Below are 23132 nucleotides of genomic sequence, written 5' to 3'. Positions count from 1 at the left end.
TACGTTTCATCTCCCCGTCCTGAAGAAGCAATGTCGCTTACCTACCATCAAGCTTTAAGGCTTGCTGTCTTGTTGCTATCCAGTCTACTAGCAAACCCGGCGTGGGGGCAGTCAGCCGAGCGCATCGTGGACCGCAATTCTATTGGTTGGCTTACGTATAATGGCGACCACCAAATAGGCGCAAACTGGGCTGTGCACACCGAGCTGCAATGGCGTCGCACGCGCCTCGGTCTGGGCCGGCAGCAGCTGCTTTCGCGTCTGGGCCTGGTGTACACCCTGACCGAGCAGGTGACGTTTTCGGGTGGTTACACCCAGCTGACCACCTTTCCCTACGGTGGCTACCCGACGGCTAGCCTGGGGGAGGCCACCCCCGAGAATCGAGCTTACGAAGATGTGACGCTGGCCAGCAACTACGGCCGGCTCCAGCTCTCGCACCGGTTCCGGCTGGAGCAGCGCTGGCTGGGGCAGCTGGCCGAAAGCAACCCGAAACGGGTTGCCAGCTGGCAATACCAGAACCGCGCCCGCTACCAGGTAGCCGGCGAAATACCGCTGCAAGGTTCCAGCCTCGACGACGGCGAATTCTACTTCACCTTTTTTGACGAAGTGTTTATCGGTTTCGGCTCGAACGTGGGCCGGAATGTGTTCAATCAAAATCGTGTTTCCGGCGGCCTGGGCTATCAGTTCCGCGACAACTGGAGGCTGGAGCTGAACTACTTAAATCAGTGGACTCAACACGCCGAGCCAGCTCCCGATACCCAGCAGTCGGTGTTTGAGAACAACAACGGCTTTCGCCTAGACGTGGTTTATGACCTTGATTTTACGCGGCCTGAGTAGGCAGATGTGCTTCATCAGAAGGTGATCTGTCTGGGGGGCTTTTTGGGTGAGCGTACGCAGCAAGCGGCGGGCTTTTGTGCCATCTGATTCAGACAAATGAACTGACTGCATCGGCCGGCCAGATAGCTGCCTTTATGAGTAGCTGGCCCTTGGCAGCAGATGCAATAAGCTCAACATTAGAGGCATCCATTGCGAATTGCTTGGTATATTTTACCAACCATACTGCTGGTATTTGCGTTTATTTCACTCCCGACAATGGTAGTGCGTGTAAAATATGTATTCGTAATACTTAGCGGCGGTTTGCTGCTGACGGCCTGCTTCGCCCGCGATAGGCGCAAGGTTAATTTAACGCAACACAACTCTAAACCTGCTTTTATGAACGATACCTCAACAACCGATAATTCTCAGCAGCAGTCGACAGACAGCTCCGAGTCTACCGCTTTGTCTCAGGCTACCGCGTCACAGGACCAATCCACTGAAACCAACCCACTGAAAAAGTATCAGGACCTGGTCAATTCGCCCACCACTCCCGATGGCCACAAAGTAGTGGCCGCCGTGGCCGCAGCCAGCACCGTGACGGTAGCTGCGGTAGCCAACTGGCTAATGAATAGGAAAAAGTAAAAAGCAAGGCACGCGTGATAAGTCGTGCCTTAACGCACGAAAAAGCCCCAGCAACCGCTGGGGCTTTTTGTGTAAATAACCCGCCGCGAAACAAGCTCGGCAACCACGTTTCTTACTGAGACAAGTGAACAGCGGGCCGGGCGAACTCGGCCGGCTCGCGGTCCAGGGCTTGAATCTTAGCTTTATATGCCGGAGGCAACAGCGCAGCTTTCACCCACTGGCTTAGAGACAAATGCTGAGTCTGACGGTACACCGAAACGACCGGCCGCAGCCACGACTTAGTGCCCAAATGGAGCAAGTCGCGCACGGTAGCCGGCACTACTAAGCGTTGGGCTTGTAGTAACAGCCAGTACCGTATCGGCCCCAGATGCTTGCGATACTGCCGGTACAGATCGTTGGTGAAGCGGCTGTGCTCGAGGTTGGAAGACAAATGCTCCTGCCGCACTACCAGCCAATCGGGGTAGGTGGGGGGCAAATTGGGGATGCCCATGCGCTGACCAACACGCGTAAATACGGTGAAGACCTCTTCTTTTTCGGAGGTGCTCATGGGGCGTTCCAACAGCTCAAACGAACGGACGGAATAGTCGATAAGCAGGAACAGCACATCGCGGTAGGCCCAGTCGGGAATGGCCATGCCGCGCTTCACTTCCACGGCCGCGTGGATGGCGGCAATGGTATCAATAGCTCGTTCGGCGGCGGGCTGGGGGGCAAATACGATTTGGCGGGCGTATTCTACGGTAGAGAATAAGCGCGCCAGCGGGTCGGCGGGCAGGCGGCCGGTAAAGTAAAGCCAGTCCACGGCTTTGTTCAGCGCAAACTCCGCCGCCGCACCGGCAAAAATGAAGAGCACCGTGTCCGCCTTGCCCCAGATGGTGCGCACCACAGAATGCTTCGGCACAAAATATTCCATATAGCAAGAACTGGAAAATCGAGTAAATAGCTCCTGCTTGAAGTTGATAGCTAACCGAAATGAGCCTTCGTAATGATGCCTGATCTGTCATGCTGCGCTCGGCAGGGCAGAATCTCAGGAAACTGCCCGGCAAGTTACTAATGCACCGGCTCCGCCATGTGCCCGGCAGATACTTCTACCTGCTCGGCAATCTGCTTGCGGCCCATTAGCAAAAGCACCAGCGCCAGCACCGACGTAACGGCCATAATAGCCACCATGGGCACCGCCGTGCCATTGCTGAAAATGCTGACCGCCATAGAGGCCAGAGCGCCCATAGCCATCCGAATAGCACCCATGAGGGCGGAGGCGCTGCCGGCATTTCGGGAAAAAGGAGCCAGGGAAAGCGCGGCCGTATTGGGGCTGCTAAAGCCGAGGCAGCACAAAAAGACAAACAGCATCGCAATAGTCCCGTAGAGGCCAATCCAGCCGCCGCTGATTAGCACCAGAAAAACCACGCCGGTTAGTACCTGACAGATGAGGGCAGCATGTACCAGTTGTTCATTTTGGTAGTAGCGTAGCATGTAGCTATTTACTTGACTGGCGCCAATCAGTCCGATGGACAGGAAGGCAAAAATCCACCCGTACACTTGGCCATCTACCCCAAAAATCTCCATGAATACCAGCGGTGAGCCCGCCACATAAGCGAAGAGCCCACAGAACGACATGGCGCCGGTAAACGTGTAGGTGTAAAACTGCGGCTCCCGTAGCACCGACCAGAAATTGGTCAGGATAGGCTTGGGCTTCAACGACATAGTCACATCCGGCTTGTAGGTTTCGGGCAGCCAGAGAAAGGTGGCAACCAACAGCAACAAGCCCATTGCCCCAAGCACAATAAACACGCCGTGCCAGCCGAAAGCCGCCGTTACGTAGCTGCCAGCGGTGGGCGCAATCATGGGTGAAAGGCCAATTACCAGCATAATCAGGGCAAAGACCTTGGCGCTGTCTTTCACCGGGAACAGGTCGCGTATCATAGCCACGGAGGCAACGCCCGCCGCACAGCTGCCGATGGCCTGTATTAGCCGCAAGAAAATGAGACCGTCGATAGTCTGAATCATGGCGCAGCCGATGGAGGCCAGCACGTACACGGCCAGTCCAACATACAGCGGTTTTTTGCGGCCAAAGCGGTCGAGCAGGGGCCCGTACAAAAGCTGGCCCGCTGAGATACCCACAAAGAAGCTGGATAAGGACAAGGTCACGCGGGCGGCCGTCGTGTTCAGGTCTTCGGCAATGGCCGGAAAGCCCGGCAGGTACATATCGATGGAAAACGGGCCGAGCGCCGAAAGGCTACCCAGAATCAGAATCAGAAAAAAATACTGCTGCTTAGACATAAATGCTACTGGGGGGCTTTTTTGACCCCTATAATTTCACTGAGGAGATGTGCGTGTGTTTGATGGCCAGACTAACTTGGCAGAAGCACCAAACTGCCCCCGGCCGATAAGCCGATAAATGGATACGAGAGAACCAAGTGAAAGGCTAGGAGTTCGGGAAGGAATAAGATGAGGCAACGGCCATGAAGACCAGATAATTCACTAAGCGAAATATTTTAATTCTTATCGGAAGAATGGCCGTAGCTGATGAAGCTTAACAGAAACATCATCCCAATCTACTTGCCACAAGCCCGATGCTCCGCTGGATAGACATACTCAAATTTGCCAAATACAGCAACCCCGAGCCGCCCAGAAGACTGGAGCAGTCGGAGGCGGCGTGGCAGGCCCAGCTGACGCCCACGCAGTTTGAGGTAATGCGGCAGAAAGGCACTGAGCCGCCGTATCGCAACGCTTACTGCCGCTCCTACGAGCCGGGCGTGTACGCCTGCATCGGCTGCGGCAGCCGGTTATTCAGCTCCACCGAGAAGTACCATGCCATATCCGGCTGGCCCAGTTTCACGCAGCCCCTTGCCAAAAACGCCATCAAATATGCCTTTGATAATAGCCACAACATGCAGCGCCTGGAGGCACTCTGCAACGTCTGCGACGCTCACCTCGGCCACGTTTTTCCCGATGGACCCGAGCCGAGCGGGCTGCGCTACTGCATGAACTCAGCAAGCTTACTTCGGACCGAATCGTAAGACTGGGGGCAAATTTCGACCTAACGCCGGGAGCGGTAATCAGCAATGATGCCTTCGCAGATCCAGTTGGCTAAAGCCTGCCGGTTATCAGGAATGACGAAGCGGCGCTGGTCTTTGTCGTTGCGAATGTTGCCCAGTTCCATAAAAACGGTCGGTGCGAGGCTATTGCGCACCACGTATAGCGAATTGCGCGTCGACACATTGCCGGAGTAGGGCCGGTTGGGCTGGGCGCGGCGGTAGCGGTTGGTAAAGGTTTGGTGAATGCGCTGGGCTAACTGCTTGCCGGCCGCACTGTTGGAGTTGTGGTAGAAAAATACGTCGATGTTCTGGCCAGCGCTACGACTGTCCACGTGCAGAGTCAGCAGGCGCTGGTAAGCGCCCTTGTGCCGGGCGTGCAGCTTATTTACGGCATTGATGCCTTGGCGCAGCCGGGCCAGCTGGTTGAGCGGAATGGTCTGGCGAGGGTATGTCACTTCATCGTAATCGACCTTGAGCACAGCCTGGTCGCGGATGCCATCGTTGGGGTCCTGGATAATCATATACACCTGAGCGCCATGCTCCATCAGGACCCTGGCCAGCCGCAGCGTCACGTCGTAGGCATACTCATCTTCGGCCAGCGCATTGCCGCCATACTGCCCAATAGCCCCCGGATCGGGCCCACCGTGGCCAGCCGATACGTACAGCACCGCCCCCCGCAGCTGTTGGTCGCGCACGGCAATATTGGCGTACCCGTTGCCGAACAGCTCCGCCCGCGAAATGAGCGCCGAGGTTGCTCGGGTAGAAGCCGGGGCACTGGCCGTCTTAGTGCTTGAACTGGCAGAAGCGGGAGGTAGCCGGTATTTTTTGCCGGCAATCAGCCCCTGGCTTTTGCTCAGGTTTGCTCGGTTCAACGCCAGAAAAGCGCGCAAATGCGTGGCCGGATTCAGGCCATACCGCCGCAATAAAGTGTGGGTGCCGTCGCCGGCTCGGGCCGTGACTTGGCGGTAGGTGCCTTGGCTAAAAGCCAAAACGGAAGCCAAAAGCAGTACTAGGAGAAGAGAAAGCGCACGCAAAAGTAACGGCCGGTAAGTGGGGAGAAAGTTGTGTTCTACGATACGAGCGTAAAAGTAGTACCAATGAGTAGATGGCCATAGCAACGCAATAGTTAGCGTCTTCTTCGTGCTGATGTTGTTTATCGTGTCATCCTGAGCAGCGCGAAGGACCTTATCACGCCTGAACGACTCGTTGGGTTGCTACTAGTTCAAGTGGCAGAAGGTCCTTCGTGCCGGACGCCAGATTAAGGATGGCAGACTGATACTATTCAATGACGAGGCGCCAAATGTGGCACCTCTACGGTTGCGCAGGAATTGCAAAGCTGATATAATAGATTCATAACCAAGCATCAGTAAAGTTCTGGAGGTAGCTGCCCGTATAATACGGAGCCAGATACGTACTGGAAGACTGATTAATTCGCTGTTCAACTCTGCGCTCTTCCTGCATGCCCAAGTCCACTTCCCAACCTGCTTCAACAGTCTTTACCGGTTTCGTACACGTACGCGGAGCCCGCGAACACAACCTCAAAAACGTAAACCTGGAAATACCGCGCGATGCGCTGGTCGTATTTACTGGCGTATCAGGTTCAGGCAAGTCGAGTCTGGCATTCGGGACGCTCTACGCGGAGGCGCAGCGGCGCTATCTGGAGTCGGTGTCGCCGTACGCGCGGCGGCTTTTTCACCAGATGGCGGTGCCCGAAGTAGATGCTATTGAAGGCCTACCGCCGGCCGTGGCCTTGCAACAGCAGCGCGGCACGCCCACCACGCGCTCCTCGGTAGGCAGCGTCACGACGCTCTCGAACCTCGTGCGCATGCTGTACTCGCGGGCCGGCGACTACCCGGCCGGGCAAGGAATTATCTACGCCGAGGCGTTTTCGCCTAATACCCCGGAAGGCGCTTGCCCCACTTGCCACGGCCTGGGGCGCATTTATGAAGTGACTGAGCGCTCCCTGGTGCCCGACGACTCGCTTACCATCCGGGAGCGGGCCATTGCCGCCTGGCCCCAGGCGTGGGGCGGGCAAAATCAGCGCGATATTCTCGTCACGCTCGGCTACGACGTGGATCGGCCCTGGCGCGAGCTGCCCCAAAAGGACCGCGACTGGATTCTGTTTACCGATGATCAGCCGGTAGTGCCGGTGTATCCTGGGTACTCACCCGCCGAAACCCAGCGCGCCCTGAAGCGGCGGGAGCCGCCAAACTATATGGGCACGTTTAGCAGCGCCAAGCGCCATGTGCTGCACACCTTCGCCAACACCCAGAGCCCGCTGATGAAAAAGCGGGCTTTGCAGTACATGCTCAGCACCGAATGCCCGCTCTGCCACGGCAAGCGTCTGCGGCCGGAGTCGCTATCGGTGAAGTTTGCAGGGCTGGATATTGCTGAACTTTCGCATCTGCCCCTGAAGCGCGTGGCTACCCTGCTGCGACCTTACGCCGACGGCACGCACACCGGCCGCAAAAAGCACGACGCCGCCCACCCGGAGCAGGTTATCGTGGCTCAGCGTATTGCCGCCGATTTGGTTGCGCGTCTGGCGGTGCTGCTCGATCTGGGGCTGGGTTACCTGTCGCTGGAGCGCAGCACTCCTACCTTATCGCCGGGGGAATTGCAACGCCTGCGACTGGCTACTCAGCTGTATTCAAACTTGTTCGGAGTAGTTTACGTGCTGGACGAACCATCCGCTGGCCTGCACCCTTCCGATACAGAAGCCTTGCTGGCCGCGCTGGCGAGCTTAAAACAGAGTGGCAATTCGTTGTTCGTGGTCGAGCATAATCTGGACGTCATCCGGCAGGCCGATTGGCTCGTGGATGTGGGGCCGGCGGCCGGCGAGCAGGGCGGCGAAGTGCTTTACAGCGGGGTGCCGGCCGGGCTTGCCGAAGTGCCGGCTTCTCAGACGCGCCGTTATCTGTTTGGCCAGGAAATGCCCCCCACGCGACCTCCCCGCACGCCCAGCGGCTGGCTACGGCTGACGGGCGTCACGCGCAACAACCTGAACGAGCTCGAAGTAGCTTTTCCCCTGGGCGTGCTCACTACCGTTACCGGTGTGTCAGGTTCGGGTAAGTCGAGCTTAGTAAGTCAGGTGTTGGTGGAGCTGGTCGCCGAACATTTGGGCCAGACTATTGAGGCCGAGGAAGAAGCCGAAGGTGACGAGCTGGAGCGCGCCGCGCCCATCGCGACTGGGGGGCAAATTGTGAGCGGCATGGAACATATTAAGCGCTTGGTTCGCGTCGATCAGAAGCCGATTGGCCGCACGCCCCGCTCCAATATGGCTACCTACACGGGCCTGTTTGACCACGTGCGCAAGCTGTTTGCCGCCACCAAAATGGCCAAAGCGCGTCGCTACGATGCCGGCCGGTTTTCCTTCAACGTAGCCAAAGGGCGCTGCGAGAACTGCCAGGGCGAGGGCTTCGTGATGGTGGAGCTGCTGTTTTTGCCCAGCGTGTATGCGCCCTGCCCCGTTTGCCACGGCGCCCGCTACAACGCCAAAACATTGGAGGTCAAGTATCAGGATAAGAACATAGCTGAGGTGTTGGGCATGACCGTGGACGCGGCTTGGGAGTTCTTCGCCGCCGAGCCATCGGTACACCGCGCCCTCACCGTCCTTCGCGAAGTGGGCTTGGGCTACCTGCGCCTGGGTCAACCCGCCACGGAGCTATCCGGCGGCGAGGCTCAGCGCATTAAGCTCGCTACCGAGCTCCAACGCACGCAGCGCGGCAACTCCCTCTACATTCTCGACGAGCCCACCACCGGCCTACACCCCTCCGACGTGGAAAAGCTCATGGCCCAGCTCGACGGACTGGTAGAAGCCGGCAACACCGTCATCGTAGTAGAGCACGACATGCGCGTAGTAGCCGGCAGCGACTGGGTGATTGATATGGGCCCCGGCGCCGGCGACGAAGGCGGCCAGGTAGTAGCCGCCGATTCGCCCGCCAAAGTAGCCAGGATAAAAGCGAGCCGCACGGCCCCGTACTTGGCGCGGTTTCTTGGTGGTGGGTAGTAAGGAACTCAACACTAGACGGTCATGCTGACGTTGAACGTCATGCTGAGGAACGAAGCATCTCGCGTGCAGCCGTCTGATTACTACTCGGATTAAACACGCGAGATGCTTCGTTCCTCAGCATGACCACCTTTCTTAATGCAACGACGCGAGCGAGATGCTTCGATTCCCCAGCATGACAACCTAGTAAGTAAGCTTATTTGAAATATACTCCCCGCATTATGCGTCCTTTGCGGGCCTTCATTCTTCCGTTTCGTGTGCCTATGCCGGCTGATTTTTCTTTGAGAACCGTTGATGTAACGCGCTATGTGACGCCCCTGCGCGAGGGCGGCTCCCTGCCAGCCTTGGCGGAGGCCGATGATGGGTTTCTGTACGTGCTGAAATTCAGAGGAGCAGGGCAGGGAATCAAAGCTTTGATTGCTGAGCTCATCGTCGGCGAGCTGGCGCGGGTGCTGGGCCTGCGCGTGCCGGAGTTGGTTTTTTGCCGGCTCGACGAAGCCTTCGGACGCACCGAGCCCGATGAGGAAATTCAGGATTTGCTGCGGGCCAGCACCGGCGTTAATCTGGGCCTGCATTACTTGTCCGGGGCCAGCACCTTCGACCCTTTGGTTACTTCCATCGACCCGCATTTGGCGTCGCAGATTGTGTGGCTGGACTCACTGACGCTGAACGTAGACCGTACCGCCCGCAACACTAACCTGCTGATGTGGCATAAGGAGTTGTGGCTGATTGATCATGGCGCGGCCCTGTATGTGCACCACGCTGGCCCCGGCTGGGCTCAACCGGAGCGCCAACGTTCCTTTACGCAGGTAAAAGATCATGTACTACTGCCTAAGGCTGCTGAGCTGGAAGCCGTAAACACCGAAAGTCGGGCGCTGCTTTCAGGCGATGTTATTAGAGGAATCGTGGAGCTGGTGCCCGACGAATGGTTATTAGAAGCTTTTCCGGCAGATACCACGGCCCAAGAGCAGCGGGCTGCTTATGTGAAGTTTTTGGAAGCCCGCCTCGCCGCATCAGATACTTTTGTTCAGGAAGCGCAACATGCCCGACAAGCACTTATTTGAGTACGCCGTTCTGCGCGTAGTGCCGCGCGTGGAGCGAGAGGAATTTCTCAACGTCGGCGTTATTGTGTACTGCCGCGCACAGGGCTTTTTACAAACGCAGTTTGAGCTGCCCGAAGCCCGGCTGCACGCTTTTGCCGGCGACCAGCTGGATATGCAGGAGCTAACCGACCGTCTGCGGGCATTTGAGCGTATTTGCCGGGGCCGCGCCGAAGGTGGTCCCATTGGCCAATTGCCTATTGCTGAGCGGTTTCGTTGGCTTACGGCCACCCGCAGCACCGTGGTTCAAACCTCACCCGTGCACCCTGGCCTGTGCGAAGATGCTGCTGCCACACTGGCGCGGCTGCACGCTCAGCTTGTGCAGTAAAGCCACTGCTTATTTTAGTCATCCTGGCCACGCTGCCTGGGTAAATGAGCGGCGTGGAAGTCAAAAAAGCCCCCCAGCCATTGTGCAATGGCTGGGGGGCTTTTTCCGCGTTCTACAAGGAGTGAGGCAGTCAGGTAATCTTTGACAAACTTTGGCCGGAGCCTTCTCGTCCTACCTTTGCCGCATGCATACGCTTAATCAACTGCGCACCGGAAAGCTAACCGGCGCGAAACGCCTCGATTTATCTGAAGGCCTAACCGAGTTTCCCACCGAGATTTTTGAGCTGGCCGATACGCTCGAAATACTCAATCTTTCGGGCAATAACTTATCAAGCCTGCCCGACGACCTGGGGCGGCTGCACAAGCTGCGCATTCTGTTCTGCTCAGATAACCTGTTTACCAGCGTACCCGAGGTATTGGGTCAATGCCCTGAGTTGAGCATGGTCGGGTTCAAGGCAAACCAGATTCACACGTTGCCGGCGGCGGCGCTTACACCAGCTTTGCGTTGGCTTATCCTCACGGACAACCAGCTCCGCGAGCTACCGACCGGGCTTGGGGCCTGCACGTTTCTGCAAAAGCTCATGTTGGCCGGCAATCAGCTCACAGAGTTGCCCGAAAGCATGGCCGCGTGCACTCGGCTGGAGCTGGTACGTATTGCAGCGAATCGGTTTAGGGAGTTGCCTCAGTGGCTTTTATCCCTGCCGCGGCTGTCATGGCTGGCGTATGCGGGCAATCCTTTCAGTGAGGAAGCCGAACAGGCGGCCGTGGCCCAGCACCCCATTGCTACCATCGACTGGGATGCTCTAACCTTGCAGCACAGGTTAGGCGAGGGGGCATCCGGCGTTATTTATCAGGCACAATGGCACCAGCAGGCTAGCTCGCCATCAGGCGTGGCCGTGAAGCTGTTCAAAGGAGCCGTGACCAGCGACGGCTTGCCCCACAGCGAAATGGCCGCCTGCATCAGCGCCGGCTCGCACCCCAACTTAGTGGCGGTGGAGGGCAAAGTCGGCGGGCATCCTGAGGGCACGGAAGGTCTGGTGCTGGAGTTGATAGATCCGGCGTTTCGCAACCTCGCTGGCCCGCCCAGCTTTGCTTCCTGCACCCGCGATGTTTACGAACCTGAAACCGTTTTCAGTGTGCAAGCCGCGCTACAGATTGCCCACGGTATTGCCGCCGCCGCCGAACACCTGCACGAGCGCGGCATCATGCACGGCGACTTATACGCCCACAATATTCTGACCACGGAAGCTGGCGCCAGCCTGCTCAGTGACTTCGGCGCCGCTTGCTTTTTCGACCGCGAAGACCTTGAAACCGCTCATGCTTTGCAACGCCTGGAAGTGCGGGCCTTTGGGTGTCTATTAGAAGAATTAGTGGACCGCTGCCAAAGCTCTTTGAGCGTATCAGACTCGGTTCTAGAAACGCTGAAGGACTTGCAACATCAGTGCGCGCAACCTACTGTTTCGGCCAGGCCGTTGTTTGCTGAAATTCGACAGACTTTGGCAGATATATCATAGCGTAATTTGGCATAGAGCCTACGTAATAAGGGCTGTTGCTATAACGTTGCGTAGCCCAGCCCAAAAACAATAAAGCCTCAGCTGCTGGTGCGGTTGAGGCTTTATTGAATTGAGAATTTGAAGGGGCTAGCCCAGTAGAGACGCAACATCTGGCGTCTTATCGTTGAACGGCAGGTGCTGAATACTACTAAACAACAGCAGCAACCGAAGGTCAGCGAAGCTAACGACAAGACGCCAGATGTTGCGTCTCTACTGGGCTAGTTAATTAGCTTTTCTTCTTGCTGGGGGCCTTTTTCTCTGTGGTTTTGCTGGCTTTGGCCTCCGTCACCGGGAAGCCACGCTCGCGCATCAACGCTTCCGTTTTTGGGTCGCGGCCACGGAAGGATCGGTAGGCTTCGGCGGGATCTACGGTATTGCCCACGGAGAAAATCTGTTTTGTCAGGCGCTGGCCTACGGCTTTGTCGTAAGGACCGCCAGCCTCGGTGAAGGCACCGTAAGCATCAGCCGCAATTACCACCGACCAGAGGTAGCTGTAGTAGCCAGCCGAGTAGCCATCAGATGAGAAAACGTGCGAGAATTGGGGCGTGCGGTGACGCATTACAATTTCGCTCGGCATACCTAGCTGCGCCAGGGTTTCACGCTCAAACTTGTCCGGGTCAATCTTCTGGTCGCCGGCCAGGTGCAGCTTCATATCAATAAGAGCACTGGCCAGAAACTCGGTAGTTTCGAAGCCCTGATTAAACGTGGCGGCCTTTTCAATACGGTCAACCAATGCCTGCGGAATCGGCTTACCGGTCTGATAATGCACGGCAAAGCGCTGGAGTACTTGCGGCGTAGACAGCCAATTTTCGAGTACCTGCGACGGAAACTCGACGTAGTCGCGCACCACGCTCGTGCCGGATAGGGTAGGATAGGTCACGTTGGACGAGAGGCCATGCAAAGCGTGACCAAACTCGTGAAAGAGAGTAGTAGCGTCGGTCCAGGAAATCAGGGTTGGCGCACCGTCTTTACCCTTCACAAAGTTGGAGTTATTCGAAACAATCGTGGTGACGGGCTTGCCGTCCATGCGCTCCTGTTTGCGGTAAGCATTCATCCAGGCACCGGAACGCTTGCCGGGGCGCGCATACGGGTCGAAGTACCAGAGGCCCACATTCTTACCGGACGTTTTATCCTTCACTTCCCACACCTTCACGTCGGGGTGGTACACGGGCACATTGGTGACGGGACTGAAAGTGAAGTTGAACAGTTCGCCGGCCACCCAAAACATCCCTTCGCGCATCTTGTCGAGCTGCAAATACTGCTTCACCTCGTTTTGGTCGAGGTCGTAGCGGTCTTTGCGCACTTTCTCGGCGTAGTAGCGGTAGTCCCAGGGCTCAATCTTGAAGGTAGCACCTTCCTTTTTGGCCAAAGCCTGCATATCGGCCACTTCCTCTTTCACGCGCGCCACGGCCGGGGTCCACACTTCTTCCATCAGCGCCATCGCCTTTTCGGGCGTCTTAGCCATGGTATTATCGAGGCGCAGATGGGCGTGGGTGGCGTAGCCCAATAGCTTGGCCCGCTCGGCGCGCAGCTGCAGAATCTGGGTAATGAGGGCGTTGTTGTCGTGGGCGCCGCCGTTGTCGCCGCGGTTCACAAACATGCGCCAGGCTTTCTCGCGCAGCTTGCGCTGGTCGGAATACGTTAGGAACGGGTCAATGGAAGAGCGCGTATTCGTAATCACGCCAGCGGCCGACAGCTTGCGGTCAGCGGCGGCCTTGGCCGCGTCTTCACGTAGGGAGGTGGGCAAACCACCGAGGTCAGCGGGCGTTTTGAGCACCAGTACCGAGTCCGTCTCATCGGCTAGTACATTCTGGCTGAAGCGCGTGAAATGCCCGGCTAGCTCCTGGTTAATGGCTGATAAGCGCGTCTTAGCTTTCGCATCAAGCTTAGCACCGGCGCGCACGAAGTTATTGTAGTAGACAAACGCCAGGCGCTGCTGCTCAGGCGTCAGCTTCTTTTTGTCAGGCGAATTATATACCGCCTCAATGCGGCGGAAAAGCGGCTCGTTCTGGGTGATCTGGTCGGAGAAGGCGGCCATTTTGGGGGCCATTTCCCGCTCCACCAACTGCACCTCCGGGCTGCTCATAGTCCCAGTCCAGACGCCGTATACGGTCCGCACCTGGTCAAGTGCCTGGCCGGCCTGCTCTAGCGCGGTAATGGTATTCTCGAAATTAGGAGCCTGCGAGTTGCTGGCAATGGCCTGAATTTCTTTGAGGTTTTCGGCCATGGCAGCTTCGAGGGCCGGCTTGAATTGGGCTACTTCCACCTTGTCGAAGGCCGGTACGCCACCGTAAGGACCAGCCCAGGGAGCTAGCACAGCGTTGTTTTCGGGGCGGGTGGCCGTAGCGGTGAAGGTGGGGGCCGTCGTTTGGGCGAAGCTAGGAGTTGAATTCACAGAGGCAGCAAAACTGAAGGTGACAAGCGTGTTTGCTAGTAAAAGTCTACCAGGAGAAAAGAGTGGTTTGGGCATGAGTTGGAAGGTAGTGGATAAGTCAGTTTGAGCCTGAAAGGTAACAAGGAGCGCTTCGGTTCCTTTTCGCCGGACGTAGTTTGCTTATCACCTGAAAGCTGCATTGTGCCCTGCTGCTATTTATTATTAGAACGGTGTAGAGACGCAATATTTTGCGTCTTGTCGTTGCTGAGGTTGTTATTTCTGAACGGCGCGGCCTTGGTCGTTCAACGATGAGACGCAAAATATTGCGTCTCTATAGGGGAACACCACTTCGATTTACACCACCATAAAAATATTTTTCTGCCCCACCTGTAACCTTGCTGAAATCGCGCAGTTACCAGCGCCGAACACGGTTACTATCCCGGCCGATTGTTGCGCTTGCAAAAATATTTTCTTCCGGCTGTAACGTTTAGACTTAACTCTGGTAATCGCCTCGTTCAACACTCTGGCTCTCGTTTTCAGTACCCCGCCAGCTTATCCTTTAGGCAGCAAATTTCTGTTAGAAGCAGACTGTTTTATTAGCTGATTCCGGCCGCATCACGCGGCTGTCAACCTTTCTATTTCAACCGCTTTTAGCGCTGCTTTTTTGCTGCTGCCAGCCACTAGTACGCCCAGATTTTCGGGCGCTGTTCTGCCGCTATTTCCACCTCACCAGCTACCCTTTCTTTCCTAATTCCACTGCGCCATGTCTTTCAATTTTACGCTACGTTTTTATCTTCTGCTGGTTGGATTAGGGACTGGGGGGCATTTTGCCGTAGCCCAGACGCCTGTCGTTTCTAAGGCGTCGGCCACGGCCGCCCCCAAGCGCCAGCTCCAGGCCCTGCGCATCACCGAGCCGATTAAGCTCGACGGCGAGCTGAATGAAGCCATGTGGCAGCAGGCCCCCATCGCCACCGACTTTATCCAGCAGCGGCCTAACCCCGGCGTGCCCGAAAAGCAGAAAACCGAAGTGCGCGTGCTCTACGACGACGCCAACCTCTACATCGGCGCCATCATGCACGACATCAGCCCCGACTCTATTCTGCGCGAAATGACCCAGCGCGACCAGTTTGGCAACACCGATCTGTTCTCGATTTTTCTGGATACCTATCACGACAAGCTCAACGGCTACAACTTCACCGTAACCACCTCCGGCGTGCAGCTGGATGCGCGCTACTCGCCGGCCAGCGGTGAGGACTGGAACTGGAACGCCGTGTGGGACGCCCAAACCAGCCAGCGCGGCACCGACTGGATAGCCGAAATGCGCATTCCGTACTCGGCTATTCGCTTCAGTAAAGCGCCCGAGCAACTCTGGGGGCTGAATTTTGCCCGTCAGCGTAAGCGCGACAACGCGCAGTTTTTTGGAATGAAGTGAAGCCGGAAGTAGACGGTTTTGTGAACCAGTGGGGCGAGCTGCGCGGTATCCAAAACGTAGAGCCACCGCTGCGTCTGTCGCTTACGCCCTACGTGTCGGCCTACGTGAACCACAACCCGCTGAACGCCGACGGCACCCGCCGCACTACCACTAGCTTCAATGGTGGCGCCGATTTGAAATGGGGTATCAACGAAAGCTTCACCTTAGACGCCACCCTGGTGCCCGACTTTGGGCAGGTGCAGAGTGATAACCAGGTGCTTAACCTCTCGCCTTTTGAGGTGCAGTTCAATGAAAACCGTCAGTTCTTTACCGAAGGCACTGAGCTGTTTAATAAAGGCAACCTGTTCTACTCCCGGCGCGTGGGCGCTACGCCTATTGGCTTCTATAATGTAGCCGCTGGTGAAAACGAAAAGATCGTGCGCAACCCCGCCGAAACCCGTCTGCTGAACGCTACCAAAGTATCGGGCCGTACCAGCACAGGGCTGGGAATTGGCTTATTCAATGCCCTCTCAAACGACGTGTACGCTACCGTGCGCAACACCGAAACCGGCGAAGAGCGCGAGGTGCAAACCCAGCCCTTCAGCAACTACAGCATTGCCGTGCTGGACCAGTCGCTGAAGAATAATTCTTACGTGAGCCTGGTCAATACCAACGTTACGCGCTGGGGCAAAACGTACGACGCCAACGTGACTGGGGGGCTTTTTCGCTTCGCCGATAAGAAGAATGCCTACGCCGTCGATGGTAGCCTGGTGTACTCGCGCCGCCGCGGCACAGCCTTTGGCTCCGACCAGGAAATCAGTGACCAGGACGGCTACAAGTATCGGGTGGGCGTGGGCAAAATCAGCGGCAAATTCACTTGGGGCCTGAACCACGGTATCGAGTCGGATACCTATAATCCGAACGACCTCGGTATTCTCTTTGGCAACAACAAAATAACGCAGTCGCTGGACCTGGGCTACTGGAAGTACAAGCCGTTCTGGAAGGTGAATAACTTCTATCTGTTTGGGCAAGCCAGCCACACCTTGCTCTATAAACCCACGCGCTACCAAAGCACGAGCTTTTACCTGGGGGCCAACACCACGTTCACTAAGAACTTTCTGCAAATAGGCTTCGACTTCAACGTGGACCCCCGCAACCACGACTACTTTGAGCCCCGCGTGTTTCCTTTGGGCGAATACTACGTGCGCGTGCCCGGTAGCACCAGCCTGGTGGCGTTCTTCAACTCAGACACGCGCAAGAAATTCGCCTTGGTCATGGACGCCGGCTCCAGTATTTATGCCCTCGACAACCGCCTACCCCGCGACCGACGCCTGCGCTACCGGTTCGGCGCTTATCCGCGCTACCGCGTGAATGACCACCTCACCTTCCGCTACAGCCTCGATTGGAGCTTCGATGTCAACCAGATTGGGTACGTGAACGGCGGTCTCTCCCGCGATGAGCCTATGGATGAGCCGTTTATGGGACGGGTTATGCTGGGCCGCCGCGACGTAGCGACGGTGTCGAATGTAGTGTCGGTGGCCTACACGTTCACCAACCGCATGTCGTTCACGCTGCGCACGCGCCACTACACCAGCAACGTACGCTACGCCGACTTCTCGGCCCTGGTGCCGGGCGGCGAGGAGCAGCTGGTGGACTACCGCCGCAACCGCGACAACACCTACAATGCCTTCAACGTGGACGCCGTGTACTCGTGGTGGTTCGCGCCCGGCTCCCAAATAAGCGTGGTATGGAAGAACGCAGGCACGTCTTTTCTGCAGGCTAATGAGGCCACGCCGCTCTACTTCGATAACCTGAGCAATACCATCAACACGCCCCACAATAACTCCGTCTCCGTTAAGGTTCTGTACTACCTCGACTATCTGGCCTTCAGAAAAAACAAGTAGCTACAGATAGCCAAAAAGCCCCCCAGCGCTACTATCTACAGCTGATAGTGGCGCTGGGGGCTTTTTTCGTGCAGCTATTGTGGCAGAAAATCTTTACTTCTGCCGAAAACTGTCGTACAATCTGCTGCCAGCATCGACTTTTCCTGCCCCTGATATTCGCTTCATGATGTCATCCTTTTTAGAAGAATTTCTGCGCAACCCGGCCACGGTGGGCTCTATGGTGCCCAGCCCCCGCGAGCTAACCGAGAAAGTAATGGCGCCCATCGACTTTGCCAACGCCCACTGCATCGTAGAATACGGCCCTGGCACGGGCGTTTTTACGGACATTCTTATTCAGCGCCGAAAAGCAGAAACGGCCATTGTGCTGGTAGAAGTAAACCGGCGTTTCAGTCAGTTGCTGAAGGAGCGATACGCAGGCCAGCATACTGTGCACGTCATCCACGGCTCAGCCGACAAAACAGGCGAGCATTTAAAAAAGCTAGGCTTGGATACGGTGGATTACGTGGTTTGTGGCTTGCCATTCTCCTCACTACCGCGCCGCTTGGGTTGGCGAATTTTGCAGCATACCCAGCAGCTGTTAATTCCGGATGGCAAGCTTGTGCTGTTTCAATATTCTCTGCAAAATAAACGCCTGTTCGAGCGCTTCTTTCGCCTCCTCGACGACACGTATGTACTGTTAAATCTCCCGCCCGCCTACGTGCTAACGTACGCCCCGCAAAGCAGCGCGGCCACCGCCAGTAAAATAGCTGCCTGATGGGCTGTACAGTGGTGCTACGACTCCAAAGTCGTAGCACCACTATCGTTGCTGATGTCTGGTTCCCGAGGGTTGTTCCACGATAGTAGTACTACGGCTTTGGAGTCGTAGGACTACCCCACACTCTTTTTCGCTTGTATGAGTTTATTAACCGTATCAGGAATTACACTGCGAGAAAAAGAGAAATACATTCTAAAGGACGTAAGCTTTACCCAACAAAAATTGCAGAAAATTGCCTTAGCCGGCGAAACCGGGGCGGGCAAAAGTACCCTCCTCCAAACCATAGCCGGCTTAGTGCAGCCCAGTGCCGGTGAAGTGTGGTTTGACGGCCGAAGAGCTAAAGGCCCAGCTGAACAATTGATGCCCGGAAATCCGGGTATTTCCTACCTGTCGCAGCAGTTTGAGCTACCCAAATTTTTACGGGTGGAGCAGGTACTAAAATACGCCAACAAGCTGTCAGTGGCGGAAGCGAAACAGCTGTTTGAGGTGTGCCGAATTGACCATTTGGGCGAGCGTCGCACCGACCAGTTATCGGGCGGTGAAAGGCAGCGCATTGCGTTGGCCAAATTGCTGCTCTCTTCACCCAAACTACTCTTGCTGGATGAGCCGTTTTCCAACCTGGATATGGTGCATAAAAATATCCTGAAATCGGTTATTCAGGATATCGGCGAGAAGCTGCAAATCACCTGCATTCTCATCTCCCACGACCCGCTGGATACGCTTTCGTGGGCCGATGAAATCCTGGTGATGCATGGGGGGCAAATTATCCAAAAAGCCCCCCAGCGCAGATTTATAACCAACCCGTCAATGAATATGTGGCTGGCCTATTTGGGACTTACAATCTGATTACGAGCGTCGCACAGACCAAGGCTTTTTCGGCTGCGGCTGGGGTGAAAGCCAAGCGTAAAACCATGCTTATTCGCCCCGAGAATTTTAGGTTACATCCAGTCGGCGAAACCAATCTTTCAGGGGAGGTAAAAAGGGTGCGCTTTTTCGGCTCCTACTCCGAAATTGAAGTTCAGGTGGCAGGCAGTACAGTTAGGGTGCGTACCAATGTAGGCAGCGCTGTACCCGGCGATACAGTTGGTATTTCGCTGTCCGCAGATGGGGTTTGGCACTTATAGGCATTATCAAAAAACCAAACTACAGCCATACGCTAGCAAGATTACTGTCTCTGCGTGCGTGCTTAGAGTGGCCAACCAACTAGAACTAGAAGGCATTGATCACTCACTTCTACCATGTTTTTTAGGTATATCTAGAGCGAGGCCAATACCCGGACACGTCTGGAACGCAGCTTATCTCCCAGCCGAATAGAAACAAACTAATATACTCCAGTAGCCACCGGGGCATATTAGTTTGTTAAAACACTTATCAAAACTGGCCGTTGCTTTGGTGTGGACTTTCGCCCTTTTACTTAGTTACTTACGGTCTTTGTTCCGTAGCCTTTTTACTACATAGCTTGGAAATGCTTTGTTTTGATCGTGGCTAGCCAAGGCTTGATAAAGTTTTTCGTCGCCGAAGCGGGCTAACTTGCCGATGCCGATGCCTCCGAATAAGCCTACTAGTATTCCGTAGCCCAGGGGCTTAACTTCAAAGGTAGTTGTAACGCCTGAGTCGTTAGTTTGGGTGCCGGTTTGGGAGGCGATAAGTCCAATCGTGGCGGCCCCAGCGGTCAGCCATAAAAAGCCGCCACGCTGTTTGCGGCTAAATAAGTGAATAACGGCGCGGGCTTCTTTGTCTTTAGGGTAGCGCTTAATCAGATAGTCTCTATATTTTCCTTCCTTATACCTCGCTTCTTGCAGTTGGGAAGGAGGTAGCAAAGGCGACGGAGTAGCAGCGGCCAGGTGAGCCGTTGTGTCCGTTTGAGCAAAACTGGCAATCGATAAGCTTCCGATAAGAGATGTGGTCAAAAAGCTACGGAGTAAAAAAGACATTCTTAGAGAAAATAAAGTGAAAACTGTTTCTGTATAAGCCGTCAAATATAGGTGGTATATATAGAAATAGTACAGTTTTTGGCACTAGAAAAATCATTTTCTTAGTAATCCTATAATGCCTGTAGCGCCTTTAAAAAGGAAGGTATCGCAAGAAATATTCATTGAATTAGGTGGACTAATACTTGATTTTATTTGATAATATTTATTTTAGTATATCTCATTTTAGTCGAATTTATACTTGTATGGGTGTATGCAACAATCATCTACCCCTCATTTTAAAGCTCGCACTCCTTTATTACGAGCTCTGCAAGGAGCCTTCGGGCTAGCCACTATCGCCAATGAACCGGGGGCGCCTTGAGCCGAAGAGCTGGCTCATATGGCCACCAGTCAGAGTAGGCGCGATTTTCTGGCTAATACCGCCAAGCTGGGTTTGCTTATAGGAGCCAGTGGGCTGCTTACCGCCTGCGAGGCTGAGGTGGTAGAACCTACTTCCGCGTTGAGCGGCACCGCCACTACCGATGCCAAAGGCCCGCAGCCGCGCATTGTGATAGTAGGAGCGGGGATAGCCGGGCTGAACTGTGCGTATCAGTTGCGCAAAAAAGGCGTGCGCGCCGATATCTACGAGGCTAGCAACCGCGCCGGGGGGCGAATATTTACGGTTACTGGTGTGATGGCTCCTGGTCTGACCACTGAGCTGGGCGGCGAGTTTATCGACAGCGGCCACCGCGACATGCTGCAGCTGGTTCGGGAGTTTGGGTTGCCGCTCTATAATGTGCAGGGCCCAAGTGAGGCGGTGCTGCAAAAGGATGCTTACTTCTTCAATGGGCAGCACTATTCTGTGGCGCAGATAATTGAGGATTTCCAGCCTTATGCCCGCCAAATTGCGGCTGATATCCGTTCATTGCCGGGCACCATTACCTACGACAAGCTTACGCCTGCCGTCGTGCGCTTTGATCGGCTTTCCATTGCCCAATATTTCAATTTCCTGGGTATGACGGGCCTTATTAGAGAGTTGCTGGATGTGGCCTATCTCACTGAGTACGGCCGCGAGGTGGACGATCAGTCAGCTATCAACTTCCTGTATCTGTTTTCGGCCGATACCCACAAGGGGAGCTTCGACATTTTTGGGGAGAGCGATGAGCGCTACAAAATTCAGGGCGGCAACCAGCGCCTCACTGACGCGCTTGCTGCGCAGCTTACCGGCCAGATAACCCTGCAGCACAAGCTGGTAAAGCTGGTCCAAAACACCACCGGGCAATACGTCCTGACCTTTGAGCGCCCCAATAGCACCTCTATCAACGTGGTAGCCGACCACGTAGTGCTCACGCTTCCCTTCACTGTGCTGCGCAAAGTTGACATTCAGGTGCCGCTGCCTGCCTGGAAAACTAATGCCATCAAACACCTGGGCTACGGCACCAACGCCAAGCTCATCTTAGGCTTTAAGAGCAGGCTCTGGCGCACCGACGGTTATACGGGCTACATCTTCTCGGACCGTCCTGTGCAAACCGGCTGGGACTCCGGGCAGCTTCAGCCCACCAAGGCGTCGGCCTACACAGTGTACGTGGGCGGCGAGGAAGGAGTGCGAATAGGCACGGGTACGCCCGAATCGCAGGTGAGCCGCTACCTGCCGGTGCTGGAGAAGGCCTGGCCTTCCACCAGCGGGGAGTATAACGGACGGGTAGAGCGCATGCACTGGCCCACACACCCGCACACGCTGGCGAGCTACGCCTGCTACCGGCCGGGCCAGTACACTACGATTGCTGGGGCGGAGCGCAAACCGGTGGACAATATGTTCTTTGCCGGTGAGCACTGCAGCGCCTGGTATCAAGGCTACATGAACGGCGCCGCCGAAACCGGGCGCATGGCCGCCGAAGATGTGCAGGCTGTTTTGCGGGGCAATGGTCGTACGGCCTTGCAGCGCCGGATGCAGCAGCGTGAAGCGATGTTAGCTTAATAAAGCGCATCCATCAACACAAAAAAGCCCCCCAACGGCCGCTGGGGGGACTTTTTTGTGTTGATGGATGCGCTTTCATCTATCTCGCTCCCGCCTTCTAGCTACTTCGGACATCGCCTCTTAAGCAGTGTGCACCTTGGTCGCAACTAGCTATGCGCTCTTCCGAGGAAGCTTTTTAAAGCATGTCTGGTGAAGCCCCATTTTTAGCAGCTTTCCAGCCAATAATGAATTTTTAAATCTTCGCTTAATACGTCTCTGGGTGGAAGGTGAGCACCGGCGCTTTGGTTTGCACCGCTACGCTTTCGGCTGTGCTGCCGCCGTGCAGAAAGTGCCAGAGGCCGGTGCGGCCATGAGAAAGCATCACCACCAAGTCGGCGTGCGACTGCTCAGCGTAGCGCGGCACCCCGACGCTCACCTGGGGGGCATTTACGACATCGGGCTCGTAGTTGAGCAGGTGGTGGCGGTCGGCAAAGGCGTGAATGCGGTCGATGGCATTGGAGTAGTCCTCAGCGCGGGTCACTACGTCGAGCAGATGCAGGGTAGCCTCGGGGAAGGCGGCGCACACCTGCCGCATACTTTTCACGGCAAGGTCGGCTTCGTGGGAGAAGTCGGAGGCGAAGACGATGGAGCGCACCTGGAAATGGGGCGCAGGCAGCTTCACGGTAAGCACCGGGCAGGGCGACAGGCGCACCAGCCGCTCGGCGTGCGAATCCAGCTCAAATAAATGAAAGAAGGCGGGAGCATGAATCTGGGCCCCAATCACCACCAGGTCAATGTTCTGCTCGCGGATAACTTCCAGAATGGACTCATCCACACCGCCGGTAACCACCCGGTCGTGCACCGTTACTTCGGGCGCGGTGCGGGTCATTTCGGCTATGAGCTGGCGCATTCGGTGTTTGGTGCGTTGCAGCAGCTGCACCATAAACACGCCGTGGCGCGACGCTCCACCCGATACGCCGCCGGTAGTTACCATGCCGGAACCGGCCACCGAATCTACTACGTGCAACAGCGTGATTTGCCCATGCGTGCGGTGGGCCAGCTGCACAGCTACCTCGAAGGCATTATGGGCCTCGGGCGAAAAATCGGTGGGTACAAGTATGTTTTGCATGGCGGTAAATGGTGAATGGTGGGCCATACGGGGGCTGCGTGCCTTTGTAGGGCTGGTGTAATAATTTACATATTTTATTTCAATAAAAAAATATCGTTACTCAGCTTTACACTCTGTTGAGTTGCTCCTGTCAGCAACTCAACGGTTTGAAGTGAAATACAAACAAGCCAATTCTTTTCAAAATAGTGGGGCATTGCCACTAGCCATACCTTAGTAG

The 23132-nt window shown here is 55.8% G+C and carries 19 protein-coding genes; 13 read left to right on the top strand and 6 right to left on the bottom strand.

Going from position 1 to position 23132, the window contains the following annotated elements; translation table 11 throughout:
• Window positions 1–69 precede the first annotated feature (69 nt).
• Both MKZ35_RS08250 and MKZ35_RS08245 read left to right on the top strand, forming a co-directional pair.
• Window positions 70–834: a DUF2490 domain-containing protein gene (locus MKZ35_RS08250; RefSeq protein ID WP_482512751.1), complete on the top strand. Its 765-nt coding sequence runs from the start codon at window positions 70–72 to the stop codon at window positions 832–834.
• A gap of 375 nt (window positions 835–1209) precedes the next feature.
• Window positions 1210–1455 (top strand): hypothetical protein, encoded by a 246-nt coding sequence (locus tag MKZ35_RS08245; RefSeq protein ID WP_482512750.1) that lies wholly within the window; start codon window positions 1210–1212, stop codon window positions 1453–1455.
• Between the two features lie 112 nt (window positions 1456–1567).
• Here MKZ35_RS08245 and MKZ35_RS08240 read toward each other — a convergent pair whose 3' ends face one another.
• Window positions 1568–2353: an oxygenase MpaB family protein gene (locus MKZ35_RS08240; RefSeq protein WP_482512749.1), complete on the bottom strand. Its 786-nt coding sequence runs from the start codon at window positions 2351–2353 to the stop codon at window positions 1568–1570.
• A gap of 149 nt (window positions 2354–2502) precedes the next feature.
• Window positions 2503–3732: a multidrug effflux MFS transporter gene (locus MKZ35_RS08235; RefSeq protein ID WP_482512748.1), complete on the bottom strand. Its 1230-nt coding sequence runs from the start codon at window positions 3730–3732 to the stop codon at window positions 2503–2505.
• A 293-nt stretch (window positions 3733–4025) separates the two neighbouring features.
• On the opposite strand from MKZ35_RS08235, the gene msrB reads away from it, so the two are divergent.
• Window positions 4026–4472 (top strand): peptide-methionine (R)-S-oxide reductase MsrB, encoded by a 447-nt coding sequence (gene msrB / locus MKZ35_RS08230; RefSeq protein WP_482512747.1) that lies wholly within the window; start codon window positions 4026–4028, stop codon window positions 4470–4472.
• A gap of 20 nt (window positions 4473–4492) precedes the next feature.
• Here msrB and MKZ35_RS08225 read toward each other — a convergent pair whose 3' ends face one another.
• Window positions 4493–5491 (bottom strand): N-acetylmuramoyl-L-alanine amidase family protein, encoded by a 999-nt coding sequence (locus tag MKZ35_RS08225; RefSeq protein ID WP_482512746.1) that lies wholly within the window; start codon window positions 5489–5491, stop codon window positions 4493–4495.
• Between the two features lie 458 nt (window positions 5492–5949).
• Between MKZ35_RS08225 and uvrA the strand changes: the two genes are divergently transcribed.
• The 4 genes from uvrA (at window position 5950) to MKZ35_RS08205 (ending at window position 11437) form a co-directional block, all read left to right on the top strand.
• The gene (gene uvrA / locus MKZ35_RS08220; protein ID WP_482512745.1) at window positions 5950–8496 is read left to right on the top strand and encodes an excinuclease ABC subunit UvrA; all 2547 of its coding nucleotides are present in this window, start codon (window positions 5950–5952) and stop codon (window positions 8494–8496) included.
• Between the two features lie 263 nt (window positions 8497–8759).
• Window positions 8760–9560: a HipA family kinase gene (locus tag MKZ35_RS08215; RefSeq protein WP_482512841.1), complete on the top strand. Its 801-nt coding sequence runs from the start codon at window positions 8760–8762 to the stop codon at window positions 9558–9560.
• Complete coding sequence (locus MKZ35_RS08210) at window positions 9538–9924, top strand: DUF3037 domain-containing protein (RefSeq protein ID WP_482512744.1); 387 nt, start codon at window positions 9538–9540, stop codon at window positions 9922–9924. The genes MKZ35_RS08215 and MKZ35_RS08210 overlap by 23 nt, the downstream gene beginning before the upstream one ends.
• Window positions 9925–10108: 184 nt before the next feature.
• Window positions 10109–11437: a leucine-rich repeat-containing protein kinase family protein gene (locus MKZ35_RS08205; protein WP_482512743.1), complete on the top strand. Its 1329-nt coding sequence runs from the start codon at window positions 10109–10111 to the stop codon at window positions 11435–11437.
• Window positions 11438–11702: 265 nt separating this feature from the next.
• Here MKZ35_RS08205 and MKZ35_RS08200 read toward each other — a convergent pair whose 3' ends face one another.
• On the bottom strand, window positions 11703–13871 hold the full coding sequence (locus tag MKZ35_RS08200) for a M3 family metallopeptidase (protein ID WP_482512742.1): 2169 nt from the start codon (window positions 13869–13871) through the stop codon (window positions 11703–11705).
• Between the two features lie 742 nt (window positions 13872–14613).
• Here MKZ35_RS08200 and MKZ35_RS08195 point away from each other — a divergent pair.
• The 5 genes from MKZ35_RS08195 (at window position 14614) to MKZ35_RS08175 (ending at window position 19043) form a co-directional block, all read left to right on the top strand.
• Window positions 14614–15282, top strand: coding sequence for a carbohydrate binding family 9 domain-containing protein (locus MKZ35_RS08195; RefSeq protein ID WP_482512741.1), 669 nt, complete (start codon window positions 14614–14616; stop codon window positions 15280–15282).
• Window positions 15279–17165, top strand: coding sequence for a DUF5916 domain-containing protein (locus MKZ35_RS08190; RefSeq protein ID WP_482512740.1), 1887 nt, complete (start codon window positions 15279–15281; stop codon window positions 17163–17165). Before MKZ35_RS08195 ends, MKZ35_RS08190 begins: the two co-directional genes overlap by 4 nt.
• 166 nt (window positions 17166–17331) lie before the next feature.
• Entirely contained in the window at window positions 17332–17919 is a 588-nt protein-coding gene (locus tag MKZ35_RS08185; RefSeq protein WP_482512739.1) for a class I SAM-dependent methyltransferase, read from the top strand.
• 222 nt (window positions 17920–18141) lie between these two features.
• Window positions 18142–18765, top strand: coding sequence for an ATP-binding cassette domain-containing protein (locus MKZ35_RS08180; RefSeq protein WP_482512738.1), 624 nt, complete (start codon window positions 18142–18144; stop codon window positions 18763–18765).
• Between the two features lie 65 nt (window positions 18766–18830).
• Entirely contained in the window at window positions 18831–19043 is a 213-nt protein-coding gene (locus tag MKZ35_RS08175) for a TOBE domain-containing protein (protein WP_482512840.1), read from the top strand.
• A gap of 294 nt (window positions 19044–19337) precedes the next feature.
• On the opposite strand, the gene MKZ35_RS08170 is transcribed toward MKZ35_RS08175, so the two are convergent.
• Entirely contained in the window at window positions 19338–19898 is a 561-nt protein-coding gene (locus MKZ35_RS08170; RefSeq protein ID WP_482512737.1) for a hypothetical protein, read from the bottom strand.
• A gap of 331 nt (window positions 19899–20229) precedes the next feature.
• On the opposite strand from MKZ35_RS08170, the gene MKZ35_RS08165 reads away from it, so the two are divergent.
• On the top strand, window positions 20230–21807 hold the full coding sequence (locus MKZ35_RS08165; protein ID WP_482512736.1) for a flavin monoamine oxidase family protein: 1578 nt from the start codon (window positions 20230–20232) through the stop codon (window positions 21805–21807).
• Between the two features lie 244 nt (window positions 21808–22051).
• Here the strand turns inward: MKZ35_RS08165 and MKZ35_RS08160 are convergent, their stop codons facing one another.
• Window positions 22052–22915, bottom strand: a complete 864-nt coding sequence (locus MKZ35_RS08160; RefSeq protein ID WP_482512735.1) for a universal stress protein — start codon at window positions 22913–22915, stop codon at window positions 22052–22054.
• Window positions 22916–23132 lie beyond the last annotated feature (217 nt).

This window comes from Hymenobacter sp. R533113, assembly GCF_056835965.1.
This window is presented reverse-complemented; position numbering and strand designations above follow the sequence as displayed.

Coding starts and splice junctions, on each gene's coding strand:
- MKZ35_RS08195 (WP_482512741.1), top strand. CDS start 14,614: ATGTCTTTCAATTTTACGCTACGTTTTTATCTTCTGCTGGTTGGATTA.
- msrB (WP_482512747.1), top strand. CDS start 4,026: ATGCTCCGCTGGATAGACATACTCAAATTTGCCAAATACAGCAACCCC.
- uvrA (WP_482512745.1), top strand. CDS start 5,950: ATGCCCAAGTCCACTTCCCAACCTGCTTCAACAGTCTTTACCGGTTTC.
- MKZ35_RS08205 (WP_482512743.1), top strand. CDS start 10,109: ATGCATACGCTTAATCAACTGCGCACCGGAAAGCTAACCGGCGCGAAA.
- MKZ35_RS08160 (WP_482512735.1), bottom strand. CDS start 22,915: ATGCAAAACATACTTGTACCCACCGATTTTTCGCCCGAGGCCCATAAT.
- MKZ35_RS08210 (WP_482512744.1), top strand. CDS start 9,538: ATGCCCGACAAGCACTTATTTGAGTACGCCGTTCTGCGCGTAGTGCCG.
- MKZ35_RS08185 (WP_482512739.1), top strand. CDS start 17,332: ATGTCATCCTTTTTAGAAGAATTTCTGCGCAACCCGGCCACGGTGGGC.
- MKZ35_RS08165 (WP_482512736.1), top strand. CDS start 20,230: ATGGCCACCAGTCAGAGTAGGCGCGATTTTCTGGCTAATACCGCCAAG.
- MKZ35_RS08235 (WP_482512748.1), bottom strand. CDS start 3,732: ATGTCTAAGCAGCAGTATTTTTTTCTGATTCTGATTCTGGGTAGCCTT.
- MKZ35_RS08245 (WP_482512750.1), top strand. CDS start 1,210: ATGAACGATACCTCAACAACCGATAATTCTCAGCAGCAGTCGACAGAC.
- MKZ35_RS08215 (WP_482512841.1), top strand. CDS start 8,760: ATGCCGGCTGATTTTTCTTTGAGAACCGTTGATGTAACGCGCTATGTG.
- MKZ35_RS08175 (WP_482512840.1), top strand. CDS start 18,831: ATGCTTATTCGCCCCGAGAATTTTAGGTTACATCCAGTCGGCGAAACC.